We start from the raw sequence: 24,353 nt of genomic DNA, 5'->3' as shown, positions 1-24,353 counted from the left end.
AAGATACTTGTCGGGTTGCCGACCGGGACAATAGCTCGATGCCAGGATTATTCTTTCTAACCCCTCAATCACACAAGATTGGGGGGTTTGGCTTTTAGGAAAAATCAGAGGATTTTAAATCTAAACCTCGCTCAAATATTGTATCTATGGCTAACATTTCTCCGTCGCTAGTCATAAATTTATGATCTTTGGTTGCTTGGATAGTTTGCCCATTTTCTAGGGTGTATTCAAAGACTTCTTGTAAACCTCGCTCGTGCCATTGAGAGATTGGTTGACTATAAACAAAACCATTTTGGTCAACAGTATAAACAGTGCAGTTAATTTCTTCGCTCACAATTTTAGCAATTGGTAATAATCCGTATTCCTCAGTTAAAATTAACGTCTCACCTCCTAGACAATATTCGGCAAAATTTACCATCTGTTCAAAGAGATTTTCAGCGATTCTTTTTTCCACACCATTTTTAGCAGCACCATCGATAAACATCTCCCTTTGTTTCTGCATTTCGGAGGCTTTTTTCTTACCCATTGCCCGACGCAATAGATCCGCTTCTCCTAGGGAATAACCGGCTAAATCCTGCGCCATTTTCATAATCTGTTCTTGATAGACTAAAACTGCGTAGGTTTCCTTAAGAATTGGTTCCAATAAAGGATGATCATAACGAATGGGTTCTCTACCGTGTTTTCTGCCAATAAAGAGAGGAATTAATCCCGCATCTAAAGGACCAGGGCGATAGAGTGCTAAGATTGAAGATATGTCCTCAATACCCGATGGTTTTAACTCTTTAACGATCTGTTTCATCCCCGATGATTCTAACTGGAAAATACCTTCTAAATCCCCTTCTTCTAGTAATCCGTGGGTTTTGAGAATATCGGGAGGTAGTTTTTTATGTTCCCCTTTAGCCCGAATTTGCAGGGCTTTTCTTTCATCTAAAGGCAATTGTTCGAGATCGATATCTATACCCTGATTTTGTTTAATTAAATCGGCGGTTTTTTTCAAAGTGGTTAAATTTCTTAACCCTAAAAAGTCCATTTTTAACAATCCCAATGATTCTAAATCCTCCATAAAATATTGCGTAATTACCGCCCCATCATTATTTTTCTGGAGGGGAACCACTTCATCTAAAGGTTGGGAAGAAATGACGACTCCCGCAGCATGAACTCCGAAGGTTTTGTTAGTACCTTCGATACGAATTGCCATATCTAACCAATGACGCACATGGGGTTCCGTATCGTATCTTTCTTTAAATGCTGGTTCGGGAGTTTCATCGGAAATCATCACTTTTAAAGGTGTGGGTTTACCGCGAGAAACGGGAATCATTTTCGCCATTTTATCCGATTCGGCGTAGGGAATATCTAACACCCGCGCCACATCTTTTAAGACAGCTTTTGATGTCATGCGGTTAAAAGTAATGATTTGGGCAACATTAGCCTCCCCGTATTTTTCCGTGACGTATTGGATCATTTCATCCCGTCTCTCGATACAGAAATCCGTATCAATATCAGGCATAGATTTCCGTTCAGGATTGAGAAAACGCTCAAATAATAAACCGTGATGAACGGGATCAATATTGGTTATTTTTAAAGAATATGCCACCAAAGAACCCGCCGCAGAACCGCGTCCTGGACCGACGGGAATATCATGATCTCTAGCATATTTTATATAGTCCCAAACGACGAGAAAATAGGTAGAAAATCCCATTTTCTGTAACATTTTTAATTCGTATTCAAGCCTTTCTTTGTAAACAGGCTCAATCTCGTGACGAGAAGGACATTTTAATCTTTCTAGTAATCCTAACCAAGCAATTTCTTCTACATAACTATCGGCAGTATGTCCCGCAGGAACAGGATAATTAGGGAGTCTCGGTTCATTAAATATGTTATAAGGTTCGACTTTTTCTGCTACTTCTAAGGTGTTATTAATCGCTTCTTCAATCACATCTTCGGGCAGATGATCACGGAAAAGTAAACGCATTTCATCAGCAGATTTTAAGTATTCTGTGCCGCTATAACGGAGGCGTTTGTCTTCAGTAATTAACTTGCTAGTTTGAATACAAAGCAAGGCATCGTGTGCCTCTACATCGTAACAGGAAATAAAGTGAGAATCGTTAGTAGCAACTACTTTAATTCCTAATTCTTTAGCAATTTTAACTATTTCTACATTAACAATCCGATCTTCTTTAGAACCGTGGTCTTGAATTTCTAAGTAAAAATCATCACCAAAAAGTTTTTTATACCATTTAGCAGTTTCCTTAGCCAGTTTTCTATTATTAGCTAAAATCGCTTGGGGAATCTCTCCACCCAAGCAAGCACTGGTAACTATCAATCCTTCGTGGTATTGTTGGAGTAACTCTTTATTGATACAAGGACGAGCAAAAATGCCTTTACCTTGAATACCTTTCAGATTAGAAATAGTAGTTAATTTAACCAGATTTTTATAGCCTTGGGTATTTTTGGCTAAAACAACTTGATGATATTTTCGGTGGCGAAGATTGACTTCAATATCGCCATTGACTACATACATTTCGTTGCCAATAATTGGTTTTATTCCCTTATTACGACAGGTTTTAATTAATTCGATCGCACCATACATGACTCCATGATCGGTTAAAGCGATCGCTGGTTGTCCTAATTCGATCGCTCGATCAATTAGTGCCGGTAATTGGGAAGCACCATCAAGTAAGCTATAATCACTGTGAATATGTAAACCGACAAAAGACATAATTTTTCAGGAAAAAGTAACAAGTAAAAAGCAAAAAACTAGAATTTACTGACCTTTAATTTTCAGCAATCACAGTCTATTTTTAGGGTTGATTGAGAATCCTATAGGGGAAAGAACTTTCCTCTAAATTAAACCATTGTTCTCGCAGTTTCTGGTTATCATTGCTGCCGACGACAGTATCAACAAATTTTTTCCATTCGGGATCGTTTTTGGGTAAAATACAGCCATAAAGTTCGGTGGTAATCGGTTGACGGGGTAGTAGCACAAATTGTCGCGGATCCTGTCCTTGTTTAATGATTTCCCCCAGCAGAAGAATTCCATCACTAACCACTGCTTTTACTTCTCCCCTTTGTAATTTTGCCACTGCTTCACTTCGATCGCTGACAGCTTGCCAATTAGCCAGAGGATAGATATAACGAATAATACTATCGGTGGTGGTGTGGGGAATATAGGCGATCGCAACTGCCGCTAAAGTGTTATTAATATCTATTTTATCAACATTTTCCCTTTTAGTTAAAAATTGCGCTCCTGTCATAAAATAAGGAATAGAAAAATTAACCTTTTCTAGTCTTTCTTCCGTAATTGTTGCCGCATTACAGGATAAATCTACTTGTCCCTGTTCCACTTGCTGAAAACGATTATTAGTCGTCGCTTCTGTAAAGGTTATTGTAATCGGTTTACCTAATTGTTGTTCTAATCGACGTTGGACTAAGCGCATTAATTCCACTCCGTAACCTGTCCATTGTCCCGTTTTCTCATCGATATAACTAAAGGGAGTAGCGTCTTTTCTGGCTGCCGCTTTTAATTCTCCCGTGCGAGCAATTCTTTGTAAAACTGTTTCTGCCAAGGCTGATAAATGTAGGTTATTTATCAGTAAAAGACCTAGAAAAATAAAGCAAAAGTTTTTAGACATATACATATCAAGAAAGCAAGAAGGAGATAGGGAGAAAAAAGCTAACGGCCGATGTGCGATTAGCAAATGCTGCTGTATTTTAACTACGATCCTCGAATAATCCACTCAAACGTTCTACTTCTGTTTGTGCTGTGTACATAGGAGTTCCAGCCAGAATTCCGGTAACATTACGGAAAGGTTGACCGATGTGCATACCTTGATGATCGATCGAAAACTCACGAATATCCTTATCGTGCATAGAACCGCGCATTTTTAAAACAGTGATACCGCGGCGCATTTCTCCATACATTTCCACATAACGCAGCAGAATAATTGAATCAGTAATTGTAGAAATATGCGCTTCTGTGATCGAGGAACCTCCTAATAAAGTGGGAGTGGTGGAAGTAAATAATCCTCCCACCTCTTTTTGCTTAATAAAAGAAGTCAAACCGATAATAAATTCCCGAAATCCTTTCAGATTAGAAACCCTTTCTAAAGCAGATAAACTATCTACTGCCACTCGATTCGGTTGAAACTCCTCGATAATTTCCTTCATCATAATTAGATGATTTTCCAAACCCGTAGTTTCGGGATAACGGCAGACTACCTTTAATTTACCTTCCTTTTCCATGCGGTCATAATCCACACCCCAACCGGTAGCATTTCTAAATAACTGTTCGCGACTTTCCTCGAAGGCAAAAATTAAACATCTTTCCCCATTGGTTACTCCCCCGGCCATAAATTCTGTCACCATGAGGGTTTTTCCTGTTCCCGTGGCTCCCGAAACCAAAATAACCGAATCGCGGAAGAAACCACCACCACACATTCTATCGAGTTCCAGGCTGCCGGAAGTAATACGAATATTAGAGGATTTTTGTTCTAGTTCAATAGCTGATAAAGGAATAATCACGGCCCCTTTGTTGGGAATAATTGTAAAAGGAAATTCTCCTTTTTGGTGATCGGTTCCCCGATATTTTAAAATTTCGATCGTCCTTCTTCTTTTCTCATCGGTTAAAACGTTGCGTAAAATCACCACATTATCGGCCACAAACTCCTCCACCCCATAACGACTGATTTCGCCGTATTCTTGGGTTCTTTCTGCGGTCATAATCGCTGTTACTTCCAATTCTCGCAAAGCGGTTGCCAGACGAAAAAGATCACTTCTCACTTGAGCGCTATCACTTAAATGGCTAAAAATTGCGCCTAAAGAATCCATAGACACCCGTTTGGCTTTATTTTTGCGAATAGCAAACTCAATGCGAGCGATTAATGCGCCTAGGTCGTATTCTCCTGTCACCATCGGCTTTTCTTCCGGTTGGGGGGAAGCATCGACAAAGGCCCATTGGCGATTCTCCTCCCACTGCCGGATATTCCAACCAAAACCACCCATATTTTTTCTGAGTGCTTGGGGTGGCTCCTCGAAGGTGACAAAAACGCCATTTTCTCCATTTTTGATGCCTTCTGCGAGAAATTGACAGGCAAAGACCGTTTTAGCACTTCCTGCCGTCCCCGCTATCAAAGTTGCTCGTCCTTTCGGCAATCCCCCTTCCGAAAGAAAATCAAAGCCGGGGATTCCTGTTTCTAACTTCTCAATCAACTCTAAGGGATTATTTTGCGTCATTTAAGTTCTCTATGAAAACGAGCCACTGTTTATTGTACCTATTTCAGTGACCAGTGATACCGGAAATTCATCCCTAGTTTGAGAGTTTGAGCATTTGTAATAAAATTTCCAAGACATCGTTTAAATGCAGGACAGCTTAACCCAAGCATAAAGAGATTGGTTATATTCAAGGGAAACTATATAAGTAGGTAAATCTTGGCCACAATTAACCAAAATACCAATAAACTAATAGTTAGAATCAAAGTAAGTTTTGTCTTTAGTGGATTAATACTATCCTTGACAACTTTGAGAGAGTTTAAGGTATAATCATACTTATTTGCTCTACTATGGAACATACAACCGATAATAATCAAAATCAGCAAAAAACCGACAATCAACAATAAAAAACAGCAACAGGGAAGAAACCCGTGCTGAAGATTGATCCCAATAAAACTATACCCTATATACAGGAAGGAGCCAAACCTAAAAATAGATAAATTCCGTTTATTTCAGGGTTCCTTGAGATGCGTAAAATGATGACGCATCTCAAGGAGAAATTAAGTTAATTTCTCTAACTATAAAGGAACTTTAGTAATCCAATCTTGATACTTTGGTTCCTGATTGAGAACGATAGAACTTAACTTTTCTTTTAACTGATAAGTAATCGGTTTAGCCGCGGGTAAAGAAAAAGTTTCAATCCTTTTAATCGGAGTAATTTTCGCCGCAGTGCCACTTAAAAACACCTCATCAGCGATAAATAACTCCGTCTTATCTACAGGTCTTTCAATAACCGGAATACCTAAATCCCGCGCAATCGTTAAAACACTATCTCTAGTAATCCCCTCTAGAATATCTTGGTCAAAACTAGGAGTAATTAGCTGACCATTTCTGATAATAAAAATATTCATTCCCGTCGCTTCACAGACTTTACCCTGAGAATTCATCAAAATTGCCTCATCAAACCCCGATTCTACCGCTTCCGTTTTTGCTAAAGCAGAAGTGATATAAGCGGCGCTAATTTTACCTCGCAACGGGAAACTTCTATCCTCTTGACGATACCAAGAACTAATCCGACAGTTAACCCCATCAGCTGCTAAATAATCATCCATTTCTAGACCATAGACGAGAAAATCCTTCTCGATACCATGCAATCGCGGGGCAATTCCCAACCCCGAACTATAGACAAGGGGACGAATATAAAAAGGTCGATGACACTGATTCTTTTTCACAAAATCGATAATTATTTGATAGATTTTATCGGCAGGAATCTCGTAATTAAGAAACTTAGCACTTTGACTTAAACGCTGAGAATGACGGTCTAATCTAAATAATAATATCTGTCTGGGATTGCTAGGGTCGGGAGTACCTCGTAAACCCCCAAAAGCGGCAGTTCCGTAGTGTAGTGCGTGGGTAGCAATGGATAATTTTGCCTCACTGAAAGGGATAAATTTATTCTCAAAATAGGCGAGAGGAAGGAAAGTAATTTCGGCGGTAATAGACATTTTTTTGTTGATTTAACCAAGAACTAAACGGGATTTACCCATGCGGAAAAATTTTGTTTCTGGCTATTAGAAGGATTTTCTACCCTGATAATTTCATAGCGAATCGTCTGCGGGGTGGCCAGTGGAACAGCAAGGGTTCGCAATTCATCGAGATGAAAGACTGTTATCTGAATAATATCACCTGCGCGGTAGTCTTTTAATCTTTCGTTTAACTGTTCCGCCGTCACCCGCAATCCATCGATGGCTAATAACTCATCATCAGCATTAATTCCCGCTTTTTGACAAGGAGAACCCATCTCGACAAATTTAATCATTTCTTTACCCGCTTCACTCTGTACCCGCATTCCCAGATGAGGTATCGTCTCCCCATTGCCAACACCCCGCAGATAGAGTCCAAAAGGTTCAAGATATTCATTAAAGGGTAATTCTTCTAAACCGTCGATGTAACGGCGGTAGAAGTCGCTTAAATCCACCCCTGCGGCAGATTCGAGAATTGCTTGCAATTCCCCATCGGTATAACCAATCTCCTCTTTACCGAAATGTTGCCACATCGAGCGTAAAACATCATCGAGGCAACGACGGTTATCGGTGTGGGTGCGAATTAGTAAATCGAGAAGCAGCGACAATAATTCCCCCTTGAGATAGTAGGAAATTTGACTATTATCGCTATTGCTATCCCGTCGGTAGAGTTTTATCCAGGCATCGAAACTAGATTCGCCTAGCGGTTGGACAAGACGACCGGGTATATTGAGATAACGGGTGATTTCCTTGCTTAAAAGCTCTAAAAAAGTCTTACTATCGTATATTCCTGCCCGTAGAGGGATTATCATATCGTAATAACTGGTGGTTCCTTCGGCAAACCAGAGGGAAGAAGTATAATTCTCTGCATCATAATCGAAGCTTTCTAAAGCTTTTGGGCGAATACGCTTGATATTCCAGAGATGAAAGAACTCATGGGCGACTAATTGCAGAAAACGATTATATTTATCCTTATCTCCTAATCCCAAACGCATATAGTTAAGGGTACAGGAATTTTTATGTTCTAGTCCCCCGTAACCAGCCGCCGAAAGATGTAGCAAAAAGAGATAATTATCATAAGGAAGTCCACCGAACATAGCCGACTCGGTTTGAATAATTTTAGTGGTATCGGCGATAATTTGACTAGGATTGGCGTTTCCCCGTCCCCAGATAGCTAATTGATGGGGTTTTCCCTCGACGACAAAATCGTATAACTGATGAATCCCCACCTCCACAGGACTGTCCACCAGGGTATCAAAATCGGGAACGTGAAAAGTGTTTTTCTGTCCGGATAAAGATTTTAAGGTAGTGGTAACGCGCCAATCGGCATGGGGGGGGATAATTGTCAGGGTGAGGGGATGTTTTTGATAATCGGGGATATAGAAAAATAAAGCGGCCCCGTTGAAGTAACCGTGAGTATCATCGAGATGGTTGGTTCTGACGGTTAAATCGTGGGCAAAAACGCGATATTTGACTGTTATTTCTGAACTATTACCGGTGTCAATCTGCCAGTGATTTTTAGCAACTTTGCGACTGTTGAGGTTAACAGCTTGAAAATCTTGGACTAAACGGGAGTATTCCCGCACTAGATAGGAACCGGGAGTCCAAACCGGCATTTTTAGGTTTAAAATCGGTGCTTGCCAACCACTAATCTGTAGAGTAACTTCAAAGAGGTGTGAAGTCGGTTCCGGCATAGCCACTTGATAGCTGAGACTTAAACGGGTTGAGGAGACGGTAGTGGGGGAAATAAGACTGGTCATCGGCATTAAACAGGCTTTTTAGTTATTATAGCGGCAAGCTTTCGGCCAATTTACCCAGTTTCGCCGCCAAAAATCCGATTTTTTTCCAAGATTTTACCGAGCAGTTGTGGAACTGTAACCCCCGCAAATCCTGCGGGGTTTTTTCGCCGATTCAGCGTCTTTCTGCTGGGGGTGCAGGAGGAGTCACATCGGGGGGAGGAGTTACCTGTAGGGGAACCGAACGAGTTTCGGGAGCTGCCACAGTGACGGGAACGGTAATCGGTTCGGCTGCCGGGGGGGCCGTATTTTCAGGACGAGGAGCAGCGGCGCTGGTAGGAGCGACGGTAGTACGCCGACGACTAGAACGGCGTTGGCTGGGTTCGCTAGTATGAGAACGAACGATAGTTTGCTCGTGACTTACCCGAACCCGTCGCCGTCTGCGGATGGGTCCTTCGGTGGGGGAACCCTCATCGCTGCTGGCTAAACGATTGTTAGTAGTTTGGGTAAAGTAGGTACGTCGGGGTTTAATGGGTTCCGCTTTTACTGTCACTGGACGTTTGCCTAAATTCGGTTCTGGGAAACCTTGATAGGGAATATCCTTAATTGCTTCTAACATAAATTGTCGCCACATCCAAGCGGACATGGTACTGGCTCCATTGGTGGGTTTATTATTGTCATTACCGAGCCAAATTCCCGTGACTAATTGGGGAATATAACCGACGAACCAAAGGTCGCGAGCCTTGTCAGAAGTGCCGGTTTTTCCTGCCACCGGACGACCAATTTGTGCGGGGGTTCCCGTTCCCGAATTAACCACATCCTGCAGCATCCAAGTCATCGTCGCCGCCGTGTTTTGATTGAGAGCAGTTTTCGGTTTAAAATTGGCTTGATAAATTACTTTACCATGGCGATCAAGTACCTGATTAATACCGTAAACTGGTTGATGCACACCATTATTAGCAAAGGTTCCGTAGGCGCTAGTCAATTCTAAAAGATTGACTTCCGAAGCACCCAAAGCCAAAGAATAAGTGGGTAAAAGTTTCGACTGGATACCCAGATCTTGAGCTAATTTAATCACCGGATTCCAACCCACAGCCACTAACACCTGAACTGCCACCACATTCAGGGAAGAAGTCAAAGCATCGCGCATGGACACCTCGCGGCCGCTATACTTATCGCCGTAGTTTTCTGGTTTATAACCATCCACCACATACTGTGCATCTTTATAATTAGAATAGGGGGATTTCCCCGCCGCAATCGCCGCCGCATAGACAAAAGGCTTAAAAGTAGATCCTGGCTGACGTTTTGCCTGTGTCACCCGATTGAATTGATTCTTATCGTGGTCAATTCCCCCGACCATGGCCTTAATTTGTCCATTTTTGGGGTCAATTGCCACTAAAGCCGCCTGTTGGAAGTTCTGCCACTTGCCATAACGAGAAACCGCTCTTTCTACCACTTCCTCCCCTTCGCTTTGCCAACGAGGATTAAGGGTAGTTTTTACCACCAATCCCCCCGCTTCTAGGGTTTTAGCGGGAACCAGTTGCGGCAGTTCTTTTTCCACATAATCGGTAAAATAGGCCGCTTGCCGTTGCAGACGTTTTAGGGGACTGGTTTTAATGCCTAGGGGAGATGCGATCGCCAGTTCTGCTTGAGCGTTAGTAATAAATCCCACCTCGGCCATAGTTTTTAGGACGATATTACGCCGTTCTAGGGCAGATTTAGGGTTTTCGAGGGGAGAATAGAGACTAGGAGCGGGAACAATCCCTGCAAGGGTGGCAGCTTCGGCTAGAGTTAATTTATCGACGGGTTTACTGAAATATAACCAAGCGGCATCGGCAAGACCGTAGGCCCCGGAACCGAGATAAACTAGGTGAAAATAACGCTCTAAAATCTGGTCTTTTGTATATTTATCTTCTATTTTCTGAGCGATACGCATTTCCCGTAATTTGCGATCAAAGCTCCTTTCTTGGGATAAAAAGACAATCCGAGCCAATTGCTGGGTGATGGTGCTGCCTCCTTCCACCACTCCCCCGGCTCTCAGGTTAGAAAAGAGAGCGCGAGCAATACCCTGGCCATCAACTCCCCCGTGTTCGCGAAAACGGCGGTCTTCACTAGCGATAAAGGCCTCCTGTACCAGTTGGGGAACTTGGGCAATTTTCACGGTTTCGTAAGTGCTAGGGCCATTTTGCTTGAGGATTTCCCCATTAGCGGCTTGAATGGTTAGGGTGCTGGGACGAGCATAGGTTTGTATATCGGCGATATTTTGCGGTAGAGAGGTTTCAAGGCGATAAATGCCCCAACCTACCCCTAAAATGCCCCCAGTTACGCCTAATCCCAATCCCAAGTACAACCCAAAGCGGGGATGTTGTCGCCATTGCGGTAAGGGGGAATTGTCGATCAGGGTAGTAAATTTGTTTTTTAAGGGTTTTAACGTCTCTAGAGCCTTGCTACTGGTTCGGGAGACTAAATTAACCTTTTTTTCTTCGGAAGCGGCTTCTAATGGCTTTTCCCCCGCAACTGGCGCAGATTCGGAGTCGATAGGAGCGACTTTAGGGGGTTGCTCGGAATTCTCTAATTTATTAGCAAGATTATGAAAAAATTGACTAAGTTTTTGTTTGTATTTCATGTTAGTTGAGCGGGTGAGGATAAGTAATCAGTGATCAGTAATCAGTAATCAGTAATCAGTAAATAGTAAACAGTAAACAGTAATCATTAATCAGTGAACTGAAAACTCAAATCTGATCACTGCTCACTGATAACTGATAACTGAAAAAGCCGACTACTTACCGATCGCTAAATTGTCGCCACCATTGCTGGAGGGGATAATAGACGAGGGGAGTCCAGAGACTACTAAGCAGAGCAGAAGTGAGGCCAAGGCGTTGATAATCGAGCCAAAGATCAGGGAGATTTTTGCCTCCTTGTAGATAGTATTGAAAAGCGAGCGCACCATCGGCAATTAAAGTCATAACAAAGACAATTAAGACCACAGCGATTAATTCTTCTTGAACATAACGTTGTCGGTGTAAACGGGAAGTGAGGAAGCCGATGAGACCAAAAACCATGATATGGGAAGGATAATTAGAGGTAAGACTATCTTGAATAGTGCCGAGCGCTAATCCGGCCACCACACTATCGAGACAAGAGCGATTGAGACTCCAACTAACCAACCAAATCAGTAACCAATTGGGAGCGATGCCTAAAATCTCCATACCGGGCAGCCGCATTAAGGAAAGAAAGGTACAGAGAAGCAGTGAAGCGACAGTGACTAAAATATTCAGTATAAAACGAGAACGGGCTGATAAACGGCTTAATTTCAGCATAATTCCCCCTCTCACTGCTGGGGTTGCGGGTGAACGAAGACCCATTCGAGATTGTCCACGGTGGCGGTAAATTCAATTTTGGCGGTGGGGGCGGGATTTTCCTGTAAATTAAGGGAAATTATGCGACCGATGGGCAAACCTGGCGAAAAAAGACTACTAAAAGCCGAAGTTGTCACCACATCTCCCGGTTTCACATCGGGAGCTTTTTCAAAAAAGCGCAGGGTGGCGACTTGGGAATCCTGACCTTGAATTAAACCCATGGCCCGACTACGATTCACCGTTGCTCCGATGCGACTTTGGGAATTACTGACCAATAAAACTTTGCTGGTGTGGGGAGTAACTTCCGTAATCCGTCCCACTAAACCGCCAATTCCCGTCACCGAAGCACCCACTTCCACACCATCGGTGCTACCCCGACCGATAATTACCTGTTGCCACCAATCATCAGCGCTGCGGCCAATAATTGGGGCAGAAATCAGGGGTTTTTTCTGGGTTTGATAATAACCAAGCTGTTTTTTTAATTGTTGATTTTGATATTCGACTTCACTTAAACGATTTTGTAATTCTCGCACCCGTTGATCGGCCAGAAGTTGCTCTTGCAGATTAGTTTCCTCTCCCTGAAAAGGGCGGGTTAATAAACCATACAATTCTAAAATCGCCCCACTTTGATAGGTACGAATGTACCAAGCTACCCCCAAAGCGGCAGCGAGCAGAAAAAGTCGCCATCCCTGCTGTGTCCATTTTCGTCGTGCTGAATACATGAGCGATTTAAAACCTCTTGGCTGTGTAGAGTGAGAATCCGTGTATTTTTCCGCTGCTGATAGCTAACGGCTAACCGATCCTAGTGACCTTTAGACATTGCGAGTTGTTTCATTAACGATCCGCTCAAAGAGTTTCTGATTTTTTAACACTTCTCCCGTGCCTTTGACAACACAGCGCAGGGGATCTTCAGCGATATGGGTAACGATACCGGTTTCGTGACTGACTAGGCGATCGAGTCCCCGTAATAAAGCACCCCCTCCCGCTAACATGATGCCGCGATCGATAATATCGGCCGCTAATTCGGGGGGAGTTTTTTCTAGGGTACGTTTGATCGCATCAACGATCACGGAAAGTGGCTCATCCATACTTTCCCGCACTTCTTCCGCTTTTATCGTCACGGTGCGGGGTAAACCGGACATGAGATGCAATCCCCGCACTTCCAGAGGAGGAAATTCATCTCCGGGGGAGGGATAAGCTGAACCAAGGCGAATTTTAATATCTTCGGCCGTGCGTTCCCCGATAATTAGGTTATGGACTTTTTTTAGATAAGCGATAATTGCTTCCGTGAGTTCATCCCCAGCGACGCGCACCGATTCGCTGATCACCGTCCCATCAAGACTGAGAATCGCCACTTCCGTCGTGCCACCACCGATATCGATGATCATATTTCCCGTCGCTTCCGAGACGGGTAAACCGGCACCCAAGGCCGCAGCAACCGGTTCATCAATTAACCCCACTTCTCGCGAGCCGGCATTTTTGGCCGCATCCACCACCGCACGTCTTTCTACTCCAGTAATCCCACTGGGAACACCGATTACCATGCGGGGATTGCCAATCGTGCCATCGAGCGCTCGTTTGATGAATTCCGCTAACATGATTTCGCAACTGTAAAAATCGGCGATTACCCCATCGCGCAGGGGTCGCAGAGCGGTGACATGGCCCGGAGTCCGACCGAGCATTTTTTTGGCCTCCTCCCCGACAGCGATCGGGTTACGATCTTGATCGATCGCCACTACCGATGGTTCCTCTAAAACGATGCCTTTCCCTGACACATAAACGAGGGTGTTTGCTGTCCCCAAGTCTATACCTATGTCCCTTGATAAGGCTAGACCTCTAAAAAAACCCACTTGTTTTCACTCCTGTTCTGATAACAACGTTGCTTGCTATAGCTAGATTTTCGATCGAATCGACTTGGATTTTATTACGTTTTGTTTCTCAAGTCTAGTTAATTATCGCTTCTTTCTCTCCAGATTTACGCAAGTCTTCGGCCTAATTTTCTGGCTGCCCACCGGTCAAAGTCAGGGTTTCGGGCTAAAATAAACATACTATTGTACTAAATTGAGGATTTAAGACCATGAGTTTAAATCTGGTTCATTTGGTGGGACGAGCGGGGAGAGACCCGGAAACCAAGTATTTCGAGTCGGGTAAGGTTTTATGTACTTTCACTTTAGCGGTTAATCGTCGCTCTAAAAATAGCGATCAGCCGGATTGGTTCGATCTGGAAATTTGGGGCAAAACGGCGGAGGTGGCCGCTAATTATGTGAAAAAAGGCGGTTTAATCGGGATTAAAGGTTCTTTAAAAATGGATACTTGGAATGATAAAAACACGGGATTAGCTCGTTCTAAACCGGTGATTCTCGTCGATCAACTAGATTTACTCGGTTCTAAACGCGATAGTGAGGCTAATTCCGAGCGAGAATTTTAAAGCTTGAGCGGTATTATTTCCAGATTTTAGGTGTGTTAGCCTCTAGTAACACACCCTTATTTATTCTCTAATTGACTGGAAAAATATTGCTGTAAATCCGGTAAAACTTGCCGATAAATAGCTGTATTTATCTCTAGATCACAGCCAAGAATAGAATTAAAAGGGATAATTTCCACCAGAGAATTACTATAAGCAATTCCTTGTAAAGTCCTGACAAATTCAGGAGTCCAGAGATTTTCTTGCAGGGAAATATTTTGTTTTTTTAACCAGCCGATCAAAGCCGAGCGCCCGATCCCGGGTAAAATATCAGCAGTCAGCAGGGGACTGTACCAGCAATTATCTTTCCATCCCCATAAATTGCCCGTGCTAGTTTCTAACCAATTCCCGACTCGATCAACTAATATCGCCTCTTTTGCTCCTTTTTTTTGAGCAGTTTGTGACGCTAACCAAGGGGTTAAATAATTACCAGTTTTATGTTCTCCTAAAACGCGTTGCCAAGCGGGATTATCTATTACCCACCCAATAATTCCCCGCTCTTGTCTAAGGTTTAAATCTTCGGGTAAAAATCTGCCTTTAATCCACTCCCTACCATCGGGAAAAATTGTAATTCTCAGGACAGGATACAATAGGGATAATTTTTCGGCTCCTTGGCGAATTCGCTGCCAATCGGGAGCGGGCCAGTGGAAAACTTGTAAACTAGAGTGCAAACGTTCGAGATGCTCTTGCCAATGGGTTAGAGGATGATCTAAGCTTTGTTGATAGATACGCAGGGTAGTAAATATTGTGGCTCCATAAAGCAACCCCACGTCATCAATACCCAGACTTATTCGCTCATCCTCGATTAATTCGCCATTATACCAATACATCATCAGTTATCAGTTATCAGTTATCAGTTATCAGTTATCAGTTATCAGTTATCAGTTATCAGTTATCGGTTATCAGTTATCAGATTTGAGTTTTAAGGGTCTTCTAGAGTAGTTATGATATTTTAGCAGAAAATAATCAAAGCTTTTTGCTTGGTTGGATTCTAGGCTATTTAAGGGATTAGGCTCATTGAAACGGCTCTTCGGTTTGTGTTATGCAATGGACGGGGGTTATAAGGGATGGAGCGAACTAATCAATTAAATCTCTTGCCAGATAAGGATTTAGTCGATTTATGCCCCCCTATCGAACCATACCAAGTAACGAAGAACCATTGAAACTACTAATTTGCTATAACCAGTCTAGGAGAGCCTTACTGATTACTGTTTACTGATTACTGTTTACTGATTACTGTTTACTGTTTACTGATAACTGACCTAGCTTATGAAACGTCAAAAATTTACTTGGGTATATTCTAGCTATAAATTGCGTCAGAGAGAAAATTTTAGAGAATTTCTGTGTTTACTGGGATTATTAATAGCGGCCTTAATTATCTATCTAGTGGGATTAGGTAATTTACCCTTGCGGGATTGGGATGAAGCGACCATTGCTCAGGTGGCCAAGGAAATTAGCCAAACCCCACTGGAACAATTGCGCTGGTTATTTCCCAGTCTTTGGGGTGATCCCTACCTGAATAAACCGCCGTTGATTCATAGTTTGATCGGTCTAACTTACCATTTCTGGGGCATCAATGAGGTCAATACTAGACTAATTCCCGCTTTTTTAACAGCTTTATCGGTGCCGCTCCTCTACCTTCTCGGTCGAGAAATTTTTCCCGCTCGTTTACCAGCTTTACTATCGGCCTTGATCTATCTAACTCTTTTGCCGGTGGTGCGTCATGGCCGTTTAGCCATGTTGGATGGAGCGGTATTGTGTTTTGAAATCCTGATGTTTGTCTGTTTACTGCGCTCACGGCGCGATTTACGCTGGTCTCTGGGGGCGGGGTTAGGATTTGCCCTCCTTTGTCTGACTAAGGGTATTATGGGGCTATTATTGGCGGGTATCGGCTTGATTTTTCTGTTCTGGGATACCCCCCGGTTATTAACTTCTGCCTATTTTTGGTCGGGTTGGTTATTGGGAGCAACTCCCGCTTTTGCTTGGTATAGCGCCCAATTTTGGCACTACGAGCGGGAGTTCCTTGATTCCCTTTTTGTTCAACAGTTAAAGCGAGTTAGTGACGATCTGGACGATCATCGCGGACCGTTTTGGTATTATCTGCTGGAAATTCTTAAATATAGTTGGCCTTGGTTAATTTTCTCGGTTTGGGGTTTACGTTTAGCACGTCAGGAACATCTCTACAGTTGGGCGAAGTTACTGTTAGTTTGGACGGGTGTTTATCTGTTGGTGGTTTCGGTAATGGCGACCAAGTTGCCTTGGTATATTCTGCCGATCTATCCGGCCTTGGCTTTAGCGGCCGGTTATGCCTTGGCGCAGGTGGGTAATCTTCCCATCGATCGCCCCTATAATCCAATCTGGTCAATTATTCTGGGTATTATCGGCGTTGTGGCGGGTTTATTAGCTTTAATGGCCTATTTTCCTGGTAATTTTGTCGCTATCGAACCTCTCCATCCCTTAATTATTTTAACCTTATTGTCACTTTCCCTGACCATGGTGACAACGGCGATTTTGTTAGCTCGGCGCTCGGAACAATTCAGCGTGGTTTTACTCTGGGGAATGTTGGTTTCTTTGTTTATTTTTGTCAATTCTCCCCTGTGGATCTGGGAATTAAATGAGAATTTCCCCGTCAAACCGGTGGCGAGTTTAGTGGAGAAATATGTGCCGGCCGATCACCCTGTTTATGTTGCTTTTGCCTATGAGCGCCCCTCGTTAAATTTTTATAGTGGTCGTCGGGTTTTTCCCCTTGCTGCTGAAGAATTAATCAATCATTGGCAAAGTCACAGACAACCCTACCTAATTATCGATCGTCAAACCAAAGAAGCTACTGATTTAGAAGGATTAAAGGTGATCGGATCGACGGATTCCGGTTGGTTTTTGGTGACGAAGCAGTAGTGAAGTTAATTTTGTGCATAGGTCGATAGCAAATTAGCTTAGGCTTGATCTTGCTGACTTGAAATATTACAAAAATTTGACAAGTTGCGTTAAAATCACCCCTAGCGATGAAACGCAGCACTTTTGTAATTGTTGAAACCGAGATTAATATGCTAAATAGGTCAATTACGGCCGAGAAAACCGAGGAATTCGCTCCTGCTGACCTGCAAGACCTGCTAGACTGTACCGATAGCTTTGTTAACCGTCACATTGGGCCGACGGAGACGGAAATAGAGAAAATGCTGGCGGTTTTGGGTGTTGCTACCGTTGAGGAGTTAATCGCTAAAACTGTCCCGTCAGGAATTCGTTTACAAACAAGCCTTAATCTAGCACCTGCCTTGAGTGAATACGCTGCTCTTGCCCAATTAAAAGCTATTGCCTCCAAAAATCAGGTATTTCGCTCCTTTATTGGCATGGGCTACCATGACTGTATCACCCCGCCGGTAATTCTCCGCAACATCTTAGAAAATCCGGGTTGGTACACCGCCTATACTCCCTATCAAGCGGAAATCGCCCAAGGACGCTTAGAAGCTCTCTTAAACTTCCAAACTCTCATCACTAGCTTAACCGGTCTGGAAATTGCTAACGCTTCCCTCCTCGATGAAGGAACAGCAGCCGCGGAAGCGATGAGCATGAGTTATGGACTGTGTAAAACTAAAGCCAATGCTTTCTTTATCTCCAGTAGTTGCCATCCCCAAACGATTGAAGTCGTTAAAACCAGAGCGATTCCTTTAGGTATTGACATTATTATCGAGGATCATCGTCTCTTTGACTTCCAAACGCCGATTTTTGGCGCATTATTACAGTATCCAGCCACCGATGGCGTAATTTATGACTATCGGGAATTTATCGCCAAAGCGCAGGAAAATGGGGCTTTAGTCACCGTTGCCGCCGATATTCTCAGTTTAGCCCTGTTGACTCCCCCCGGCGAATTGGGGGCTGATATTGCCGTGGGTAGCAGTCAACGCTTTGGGGTTCCCTTGGGTTATGGGGGTCCCCATGCCGCTTATTTTGCCACCAAAGATGCCTATAAACGCAGCATTCCGGGGCGCATTGTCGGGGTATCGAAGGATAGTCAGGGTAAACCCGCACTGCGTTTAGCTTTGCAAACCCGGGAACAACATATCCGCCGGGATAAAGCCACCAGTAATATTTGTACCGCACAGGTGTTACTAGCGGTGATTGCTTCCATGTACGCGGTCTATCACGGACCGGAAGGAATCAAGAAAATCGCCCAAAGAGTGCAGAAATTAACCGCTTTATTGGCAACTGGGTTAAAACAGTTGGGTTATCAAGTGGGGAAAGAACCGTGCTTCGATACGCTCAAAGTTACGGTATCCACGGGAGTTAAGGACATCCTTGCGAAGGCAAAAACCCATAAGATTAATCTGCGTTATTTTGATGAGAATAATCTAGGAATTAGTGTCGATGAAACCACCAGTCTCAGGGATGTGTGGGATTTATGGCAAATTTTTGCCCCAACCGGGGAATTACCCTTTACCGCGGCCGAATTAGTCGAGAAAATTAGTCTAGAATTACCCGCTAATTTAACCCGTACCAGTGCCTATCTTACCGAACCGGTGTTCAATCGTTACCACTCGGAAACGGAATTACTCAGATATCTGCACCGTCTGGAAACAAAGGATTTAGCCTTAAATACTTCCATGATTCCCCTCGGTTCCTGTACGATGAAACTGAATGCCGTAGCGGAGATGATTCCAGTAACTTGGGCAGAATTCGGCAAATTACACCCTTTTGCCCCGATTGAGCAAGCAGAAGGCTATCAACTGCTCTTTCAACAGTTAGAGACTTGGTTAGGGGAAATTACCGGGTTTGATGGCATTTCCCTACAACCGAACGCTGGTTCTCAGGGAGAGTATGCCGGTTTACAGGTAATCCGAGCCTACCATGAAAGTCGCGGTCAAGGTCATCGTCAGATTTGCTTAATTCCTGAGTCCGCTCACGGGACTAATCCTGCCAGCGCCGTTATGTGTGGTATGAAAGTAGTGGCGGTTAATTGCGATTCTCAGGGCAATATTGATATTGATGACCTGAAAACTAAGGCCGAGAAGCATCAGGATAATCTAGCGGCTTTGATGGTAACGTATCCTTCCACTCACGGCGTTTTTGAACAGGGAATTAGCGAAATTTGTGCCTTGATTCATCAATACGGTGGTCAAGTCTATATGGATGGCGCAAATATGAATGCTCAGGTGGGTTTATGTCGTCCGGCGGATTTTGGTGCTGATGTCTGTCACTTGAATCTCCATAAAACTTTCTGTATTCCCCACGGTGGTGGCGGACCGGGTATGGGACCAATCGGAGTAAAATCCCATTTAGTGCCTTTTCTGCCCGATGTTTCCCTGGTTTTGGCGAAATTATCCCCAGAAACCGCTAACGGTAAGCATCAGGACTCGATTGGGGCAATTTCGGCCGCGCCTTGGGGTAGTGCCAGCATTTTGGTGATTTCTTGGATGTATATCGCTATGATGGGGGCAGCAGGCTTGAAAAAAGCGACAGAAGTGGCAATTTTGAACGCTAATTATATGGCTTTTCGTCTGGAGTCGGCCTATCCAGTGTTATTTAAGGGTAGCGCCGGAACAGTCGCCCACGAGTGCGTGATTGATTTACGTCCCCTGAAAAAACAGGCCGGCATCGAGGTGGAAGATGTGGCAAAACGCTTGATGGATTTCGGTTTCCACGCGCCGACGGTTTCTTGGCCCGTGGCGGGTACAATGATGGTGGAACCCACGGAAAGCGAATCTTTGGGCGAATTAGACCGTTTTTGTGAAGCTTTGTTAACTATCTATCAAGAGGTACAAGCGATCGCTAATGGTAGCATGGATATCCATGATAATCCCTTGAAAAATGCCCCCCACACAGCCGCAGTTTTAACTGCCGATGATTGGAGTCGTCCCTATTCCCGTCAACAGGCAGCTTACCCGCTTTCTTGGCTAAAAGATTATAAATTCTGGCCGGTAGTGGGACGGGTTGATAATGCTTACGGGGACAGAAATCTGGTTTGTTCCTGTGAGGGTATGGACGCTTATAAGTAGGGTCTGCTGAAAAAGTTTTTCGGTGGTGGTAGGAGTCAGGAGTCAGGAGTCAGGAGTCAGGAGTTTCCCCAATCCTATTTTCGCAGCATGCACATCGGACTTTAACAGGTCAAAAGCTTTATTTTAAAAGGGTTTTACCATTATTCAGCAGACCCTAAGTAATCGTAATTACTTGATAATATTTGGTGGGGTAGTTACAAATTACCCCGCTTTTTTCTGGTTTTTCGGAACTTGAACTGTAAAATTAAACACTTCTTGCGCCACTCGATCGCAACTGCCTACTGTTCCTAAACCGGCTGTAGTTTCTGCGTATTCATCTAACATTTTTTGCCGACGTTGCTGATTTAATAATAAATCTAGACATTCCTGCATAATTCTCTCCGGGTTAGCTTCCTCTTGTAATAATTCGGGAACAATTTCTCGCATTAAAACTAAATTTACCGGTGAGACAAATGGTACAGACAACTTCATAATATTGCGGGCAATCCAAGCAGTAACTGCACTTAAACGGTAAACCACCACCTGCGGCACATTTAACAAAGCAATTTCGAGATTAACTGTACCAGACTTAGCCACAGCCAGATCGGCTGCGGCAATTGCTTCTAAAGTCTGATCTCGTTCCATAATCACCGCATTTAATCCATATTCCTTCACTAATTGTCGCATTTTGGGTTCGTATAAAGCTAGTGGAACGGGAATTAAAAACTTAATATCGGGAATTTTTTCCTGTAATTTTTGGGCAGCAGCGCACACCGTCGGGACGAGATATTTAAACTCCTGTTGACGGGAAGCGGGTAACAAAGCGACCACCGTTTCTTCGGTTTTTATTGCCCATTTTTGCCGCATTTCTTGGCGATTGGGAGCATTTGCCATACGATCAACTAAAGGATGTCCCACCCAAGTTACCGGTAAACCTTTTGTTTCAAAAAAACGGGCTTCGGCAGGAAAAATTGCCAATAATTTATCGGTGATGGCGATTAATTTCTCCGTATTAAATAACTTTTCTGCTCTGGCCCTTAGTTTAGCTGAGGGGATATTTTCTTCTGACCAAATCCACACCTGTGGGGCAATATAATAAATAATTGGGACATCGGGAATAATTTTTTTAGCCGATTGACCGATCGCCACATTTGCCCCCACATAATCAATTAAAATAATCAGATCAGGGGGATGATCTCTAAAAAACTCTTTTGCTCGTTTTTGTAGTTGTAAAGTTGGCCAAATAAAGGGGATAGATTCAATTAATCCCATGGCAGCCAGTCGAGTGGTTTTACCCAACATTTTTGCTCCGGCTAACTCCATGCGATCGCCGCCGAGCGCAAAAATTTCTAACTCAATTTCCTGGGTTTTAGCTAGTTGAAAAAGGGATTCAATCAGCATCGCTGCCTGTAAATCACCCGATACCTCACCCGTGCTAATAAATATACGCATTTGGATAATTATTTAATATAGGCAATGGGGAAATTCTGAGAACGGTGGGTTACGGCGAATAGTAAAGTTATTGGTGAATTATATCAGTTATTGTCGCCTAACCCACCCTACCTTGGGATTATTTCCCCGGAATTAAACCGCGGCGTTTTTCTCCCGTGGTAGAGGATTGTAAAAATTGACAGAGATGTTGAACATGGGGGTTATCGGTTAAGAGAGAAACTTGTTCTAAAGCCTCCTGAAGATTTATATTAGAACGATAGATAATCCGAAAAGCTTTTTTCAGTAAAGCTAGATCTTCATCGGTAAAACCGGCTCTTTGTAAACCGACTAAATTAAGAGTTCGCACCCGACAGGGATTGCCTTCCACTAAAGTAAAAGGGGGAACATCGCGATCAATACGACTCATTCCTCCTAACATGGCCATTTTGCCAATATGAACAAATTGATGTACTCCTAAAACCCCCCCGATAACTGCTTTTGATTCGATCTGGACATGACCTGCCAAAGCGACACTATTAGCGATAATAATGTTATCTTGCAAAATACAATTATGGGCAACGTGAACATAGGCCATTAATAAATTATTACTGCCAATTTGGGTAACTTCTCCCGTATCCGTGGCGCGATTAATTGTGACAAACTCGCGAATTTGGTTATGATCACCAATTTCTACCCTACTTTCGCCACCTTTATACTTTAAATCCTGTGGTTCATTACCAATAACAGCCCCGGAAAAAATATGATTACCCTTGCCAATTTTGGTCGGACCCTCAATGACCACATGGGCATCAATAATTGTATCAGCTTCAATTTCCACATTGGCTCCGATCACAGCATAGGGACCAACTTTAACCTTGGGAGCAAGTTTTGCCGACGGATGGATAACCGCAGTGGGGTGAATTAACGTATTCAAAGGGAAGTCTCCCGCGCTCAACTTCGTCACTGTATGAATCATGGTATAGCTTATCCTATATTGGACAGATTGTGATCAAGATTGATAGCGGTTGCTTGCGGAGGGGACGACTTTAATGGGGAACCAGAACCCGATAAACTATTAACCAGATTCTCTTGGTTCCTTCGTCCCTCCCATCCTGATAAAAAATATATGAGCAATAATAGACCTAAAATTATAGTCTTAGATGATGACCCGACAGGTTCCCAAACAGTCCATAGTTGTCTGTTATTGATGCGGTGGGATGAAGATACTCTCCGCTTGGGATTGGCAGATAATGCGCCAATTTTCTTTGTTTTGACGAATACTCGCGCTTTAACCCCCGAAAAAGCCGAGTCTGTCACGCGAGAAGTCTGTCATAACCTGAAAACTGCCTTAACTAAAGAGGGAATCGAGGATTTTTTGGTGGTTAGTCGTTCCGATTCTACCCTGCGCGGGCATTATCCGATCGAAACTGATGTTATTGCCGAAGAATTGGGCGGTTTTGATGCACATTTCCTGATTCCAGCCTTTTTTGAGGGGGGCAGAATCACTCGCGATAGTATTCATTATTTAATCATCGATGGTGTTCCCACTCCCGTCCACGAGACGGAATTCGCTCGCGATTCGGTTTTTGCCTATCATTACAGTTATCTGCCGGATTATGTGGAGGAGAAAACGCAAGGTAAAATTAAAGCAGATGATGTAGAGAGATTTTTACTGACAGATATCCGTCAAGGTAGTTTAGAACGACTGCAAAAGCTCAAAAATAATCAATGTGGGGTGGTAGATGGGGAAACTCAAGCGGATCTCGATCGCTTTGCTGAAGATATTTTAACCGCCGCAGGGGCAGGAAAAAAATTTTTATTCCGTAGTGCCGCCAGTATTTTAACTTCTTTGGCTAATTTAGGAACTCAACCGATCGCACCCAAATCTATGGGTAAGTATAAGCCCACGGGGGAAGCCGGGGCAATTATCGTCGGTTCCCACGTCAAAAAAACTACCCAACAATTACAGGAACTGCTTCAACAACCCAACACCGTCGGAGTCGAAATCGATGTGACGGCATTGCGCGATCGTCCTGACCAACGAGATCAACTCCTAGCACAAGTTCTAGAAAAAGTCAAGCTTATTCACAAAAATAAACAAACCCCCGTGATCTATACCAGTCGGCAAGAGTTAACCTTTGCCTCTGTGCAGAAACGTCTTGATTTTGGGGTTGCCGTCTCCACCCTGTTAATGGACATTGTTAAGGGTTTACCCAGTGACATCAGTTTTTTAATCAGTAAAGGCGGAATTACCTCTAATGATGTCTTAAGTACGGGTTTAAGCCTGCAATCGGCCCGTTTACTCGGTCAGATTCTCCCCGGTGTCTCCATGGTCTGCACAGAATTGGATCATCCCCTCTTTCCTAATTTACCTGTGGTTCTTTTCCCGGGTAACGTCGGTGATGTCCAAGCTTTAGCCACAGTTTATCAACGTTTGTGTCAATAGGAGGCAATCAGTGAGCAGTGAGCAGTTCACTGATTACTGTTTACTGTTGACTGATCACTGAAAAAGCTCCCCAATTCATAATTCATAATTCATAATTCCCACTGCTGCCTGCTGCTCAAGGTTCATATTGACATCCTCACCGCCGTAAACGGACGGTGATTCCCAAACCTCACGATTTGGGTTTCTGCTTCTTTCCCTTGCGGGGTTTCGCACCTGC

General features: G+C 43.5%; 16 protein-coding genes. 4 read left to right on the top strand and 12 right to left on the bottom strand.

The window, feature by feature from the left end; genetic code table 11:
* Positions 1-94: 94 nt before the first annotated feature.
* The 9 genes from BGL89_RS09860 to BGL89_RS09820 all read right to left on the bottom strand — a co-directional run bounded on the left by BGL89_RS09860 (position 95) and on the right by BGL89_RS09820 (position 13,676).
* A complete protein-coding gene (locus tag BGL89_RS09860) occupies positions 95-2,719 on the bottom strand; it encodes a DNA polymerase III subunit alpha (RefSeq protein ID WP_286825567.1) in 2,625 nt (874 codons plus the stop codon).
* An 82-nt stretch (positions 2,720-2,801) separates the two neighbouring features.
* A complete protein-coding gene (locus tag BGL89_RS09855) occupies positions 2,802-3,632 on the bottom strand; it encodes an amino acid ABC transporter substrate-binding protein (RefSeq protein ID WP_286825566.1) in 831 nt (276 codons plus the stop codon).
* 79 nt (positions 3,633-3,711) lie between these two features.
* Positions 3,712-5,232, bottom strand: a complete 1,521-nt coding sequence (kaiC, locus tag BGL89_RS09850; RefSeq protein ID WP_002797104.1) for a circadian clock protein KaiC — start codon at positions 5,230-5,232, stop codon at positions 3,712-3,714.
* Positions 5,233-5,786: 554 nt separating this feature from the next.
* Positions 5,787-6,713 carry a branched-chain amino acid transaminase gene (locus BGL89_RS09845; RefSeq protein WP_286825565.1) on the bottom strand — a complete coding sequence of 309 codons (927 nt, stop codon included), beginning with the start codon at positions 6,711-6,713 and terminating at the stop codon, positions 5,787-5,789.
* Between the two features lie 23 nt (positions 6,714-6,736).
* Entirely contained in the window at positions 6,737-8,497 is a 1,761-nt protein-coding gene (locus tag BGL89_RS09840) for a M61 family metallopeptidase (protein WP_286825564.1), read from the bottom strand.
* 145 nt (positions 8,498-8,642) lie between these two features.
* On the bottom strand, positions 8,643-11,093 hold the full coding sequence (locus BGL89_RS09835) for a transglycosylase domain-containing protein (RefSeq protein ID WP_286825563.1): 2,451 nt from the start codon (positions 11,091-11,093) through the stop codon (positions 8,643-8,645).
* A 157-nt stretch (positions 11,094-11,250) separates the two neighbouring features.
* Positions 11,251-11,832, bottom strand: coding sequence for a rod shape-determining protein MreD (gene mreD / locus BGL89_RS09830; RefSeq protein WP_286825562.1), 582 nt, complete (start codon positions 11,830-11,832; stop codon positions 11,251-11,253).
* Positions 11,799-12,548: a rod shape-determining protein MreC gene (gene mreC, locus BGL89_RS09825; protein ID WP_286825561.1), complete on the bottom strand. Its 750-nt coding sequence runs from the start codon at positions 12,546-12,548 to the stop codon at positions 11,799-11,801. Before mreC ends, mreD begins: the two co-directional genes overlap by 34 nt.
* Before the next feature lie 90 nt (positions 12,549-12,638).
* Entirely contained in the window at positions 12,639-13,676 is a 1,038-nt protein-coding gene (locus tag BGL89_RS09820; protein WP_147070009.1) for a rod shape-determining protein, read from the bottom strand.
* 227 nt (positions 13,677-13,903) lie between these two features.
* Here BGL89_RS09820 and BGL89_RS09815 point away from each other — a divergent pair, with 227 nt between their 5' ends.
* Positions 13,904-14,254, top strand: a complete 351-nt coding sequence (locus BGL89_RS09815; protein ID WP_002797092.1) for a single-stranded DNA-binding protein — start codon at positions 13,904-13,906, stop codon at positions 14,252-14,254.
* A gap of 56 nt (positions 14,255-14,310) precedes the next feature.
* On the opposite strand, the gene BGL89_RS09810 is transcribed toward BGL89_RS09815, so the two are convergent.
* Positions 14,311-15,120, bottom strand: a complete 810-nt coding sequence (locus tag BGL89_RS09810; protein WP_286825560.1) for an aminotransferase class IV — start codon at positions 15,118-15,120, stop codon at positions 14,311-14,313.
* A 439-nt stretch (positions 15,121-15,559) separates the two neighbouring features.
* Between BGL89_RS09810 and BGL89_RS09805 the strand changes: the two genes are divergently transcribed.
* Together BGL89_RS09805 and gcvP are read left to right on the top strand one after the other, a co-directional pair.
* Positions 15,560-17,185 carry an ArnT family glycosyltransferase gene (locus tag BGL89_RS09805; protein WP_286825559.1) on the top strand — a complete coding sequence of 542 codons (1,626 nt, stop codon included), beginning with the start codon at positions 15,560-15,562 and terminating at the stop codon, positions 17,183-17,185.
* A 107-nt stretch (positions 17,186-17,292) separates the two neighbouring features.
* The gene (gcvP, locus tag BGL89_RS09800; RefSeq protein WP_286825558.1) at positions 17,293-20,280 is read left to right on the top strand and encodes an aminomethyl-transferring glycine dehydrogenase; all 2,988 of its coding nucleotides are present in this window, start codon (positions 17,293-17,295) and stop codon (positions 20,278-20,280) included.
* 201 nt (positions 20,281-20,481) lie between these two features.
* Here the strand turns inward: gcvP and lpxB are convergent, their stop codons facing one another.
* Positions 20,482-21,711: a lipid-A-disaccharide synthase gene (gene lpxB / locus BGL89_RS09795; RefSeq protein ID WP_286825557.1), complete on the bottom strand. Its 1,230-nt coding sequence runs from the start codon at positions 21,709-21,711 to the stop codon at positions 20,482-20,484.
* A gap of 118 nt (positions 21,712-21,829) precedes the next feature.
* Positions 21,830-22,666, bottom strand: a complete 837-nt coding sequence (gene lpxA / locus BGL89_RS09790) for an acyl-ACP--UDP-N-acetylglucosamine O-acyltransferase (protein WP_286825556.1) — start codon at positions 22,664-22,666, stop codon at positions 21,830-21,832.
* Between the two features lie 150 nt (positions 22,667-22,816).
* On the opposite strand from lpxA, the gene BGL89_RS09785 reads away from it, so the two are divergent.
* Entirely contained in the window at positions 22,817-24,136 is a 1,320-nt protein-coding gene (locus BGL89_RS09785) for a four-carbon acid sugar kinase family protein (RefSeq protein WP_286825555.1), read from the top strand.
* Positions 24,137-24,353 lie beyond the last annotated feature (217 nt).

It is taken from the genome of Microcystis sp. LSC13-02, from assembly GCA_002282935.1.
Taxonomy (GTDB): Bacteria; Cyanobacteriota; Cyanobacteriia; order Cyanobacteriales; family Microcystaceae; genus Microcystis.
The sequence above is the reverse complement of the archived record's forward strand: the minus strand, read 5'-3'. Positions and strand labels throughout refer to the sequence as shown.

Coding starts and splice junctions, on each gene's coding strand:
- mreC (WP_286825561.1), bottom strand. CDS start 12,548: ATGTATTCAGCACGACGAAAATGGACACAGCAGGGATGGCGACTTTTT.
- BGL89_RS09805 (WP_286825559.1), top strand. CDS start 15,560: ATGAAACGTCAAAAATTTACTTGGGTATATTCTAGCTATAAATTGCGT.
- lpxA (WP_286825556.1), bottom strand. CDS start 22,666: ATGATTCATACAGTGACGAAGTTGAGCGCGGGAGACTTCCCTTTGAAT.
- BGL89_RS09855 (WP_286825566.1), bottom strand. CDS start 3,632: ATGTCTAAAAACTTTTGCTTTATTTTTCTAGGTCTTTTACTGATAAAT.
- BGL89_RS09840 (WP_286825564.1), bottom strand. CDS start 8,497: ATGCCGATGACCAGTCTTATTTCCCCCACTACCGTCTCCTCAACCCGT.
- BGL89_RS09860 (WP_286825567.1), bottom strand. CDS start 2,719: ATGTCTTTTGTCGGTTTACATATTCACAGTGATTATAGCTTACTTGAT.
- BGL89_RS09845 (WP_286825565.1), bottom strand. CDS start 6,713: ATGTCTATTACCGCCGAAATTACTTTCCTTCCTCTCGCCTATTTTGAG.
- kaiC (WP_002797104.1), bottom strand. CDS start 5,232: ATGACGCAAAATAATCCCTTAGAGTTGATTGAGAAGTTAGAAACAGGA.
- gcvP (WP_286825558.1), top strand. CDS start 17,293: ATGAAACGCAGCACTTTTGTAATTGTTGAAACCGAGATTAATATGCTA.
- BGL89_RS09835 (WP_286825563.1), bottom strand. CDS start 11,093: ATGAAATACAAACAAAAACTTAGTCAATTTTTTCATAATCTTGCTAAT.
- BGL89_RS09785 (WP_286825555.1), top strand. CDS start 22,817: ATGAGCAATAATAGACCTAAAATTATAGTCTTAGATGATGACCCGACA.
- BGL89_RS09815 (WP_002797092.1), top strand. CDS start 13,904: ATGAGTTTAAATCTGGTTCATTTGGTGGGACGAGCGGGGAGAGACCCG.
- mreD (WP_286825562.1), bottom strand. CDS start 11,832: ATGGGTCTTCGTTCACCCGCAACCCCAGCAGTGAGAGGGGGAATTATG.
- lpxB (WP_286825557.1), bottom strand. CDS start 21,711: ATGCGTATATTTATTAGCACGGGTGAGGTATCGGGTGATTTACAGGCA.
- BGL89_RS09810 (WP_286825560.1), bottom strand. CDS start 15,120: ATGTATTGGTATAATGGCGAATTAATCGAGGATGAGCGAATAAGTCTG.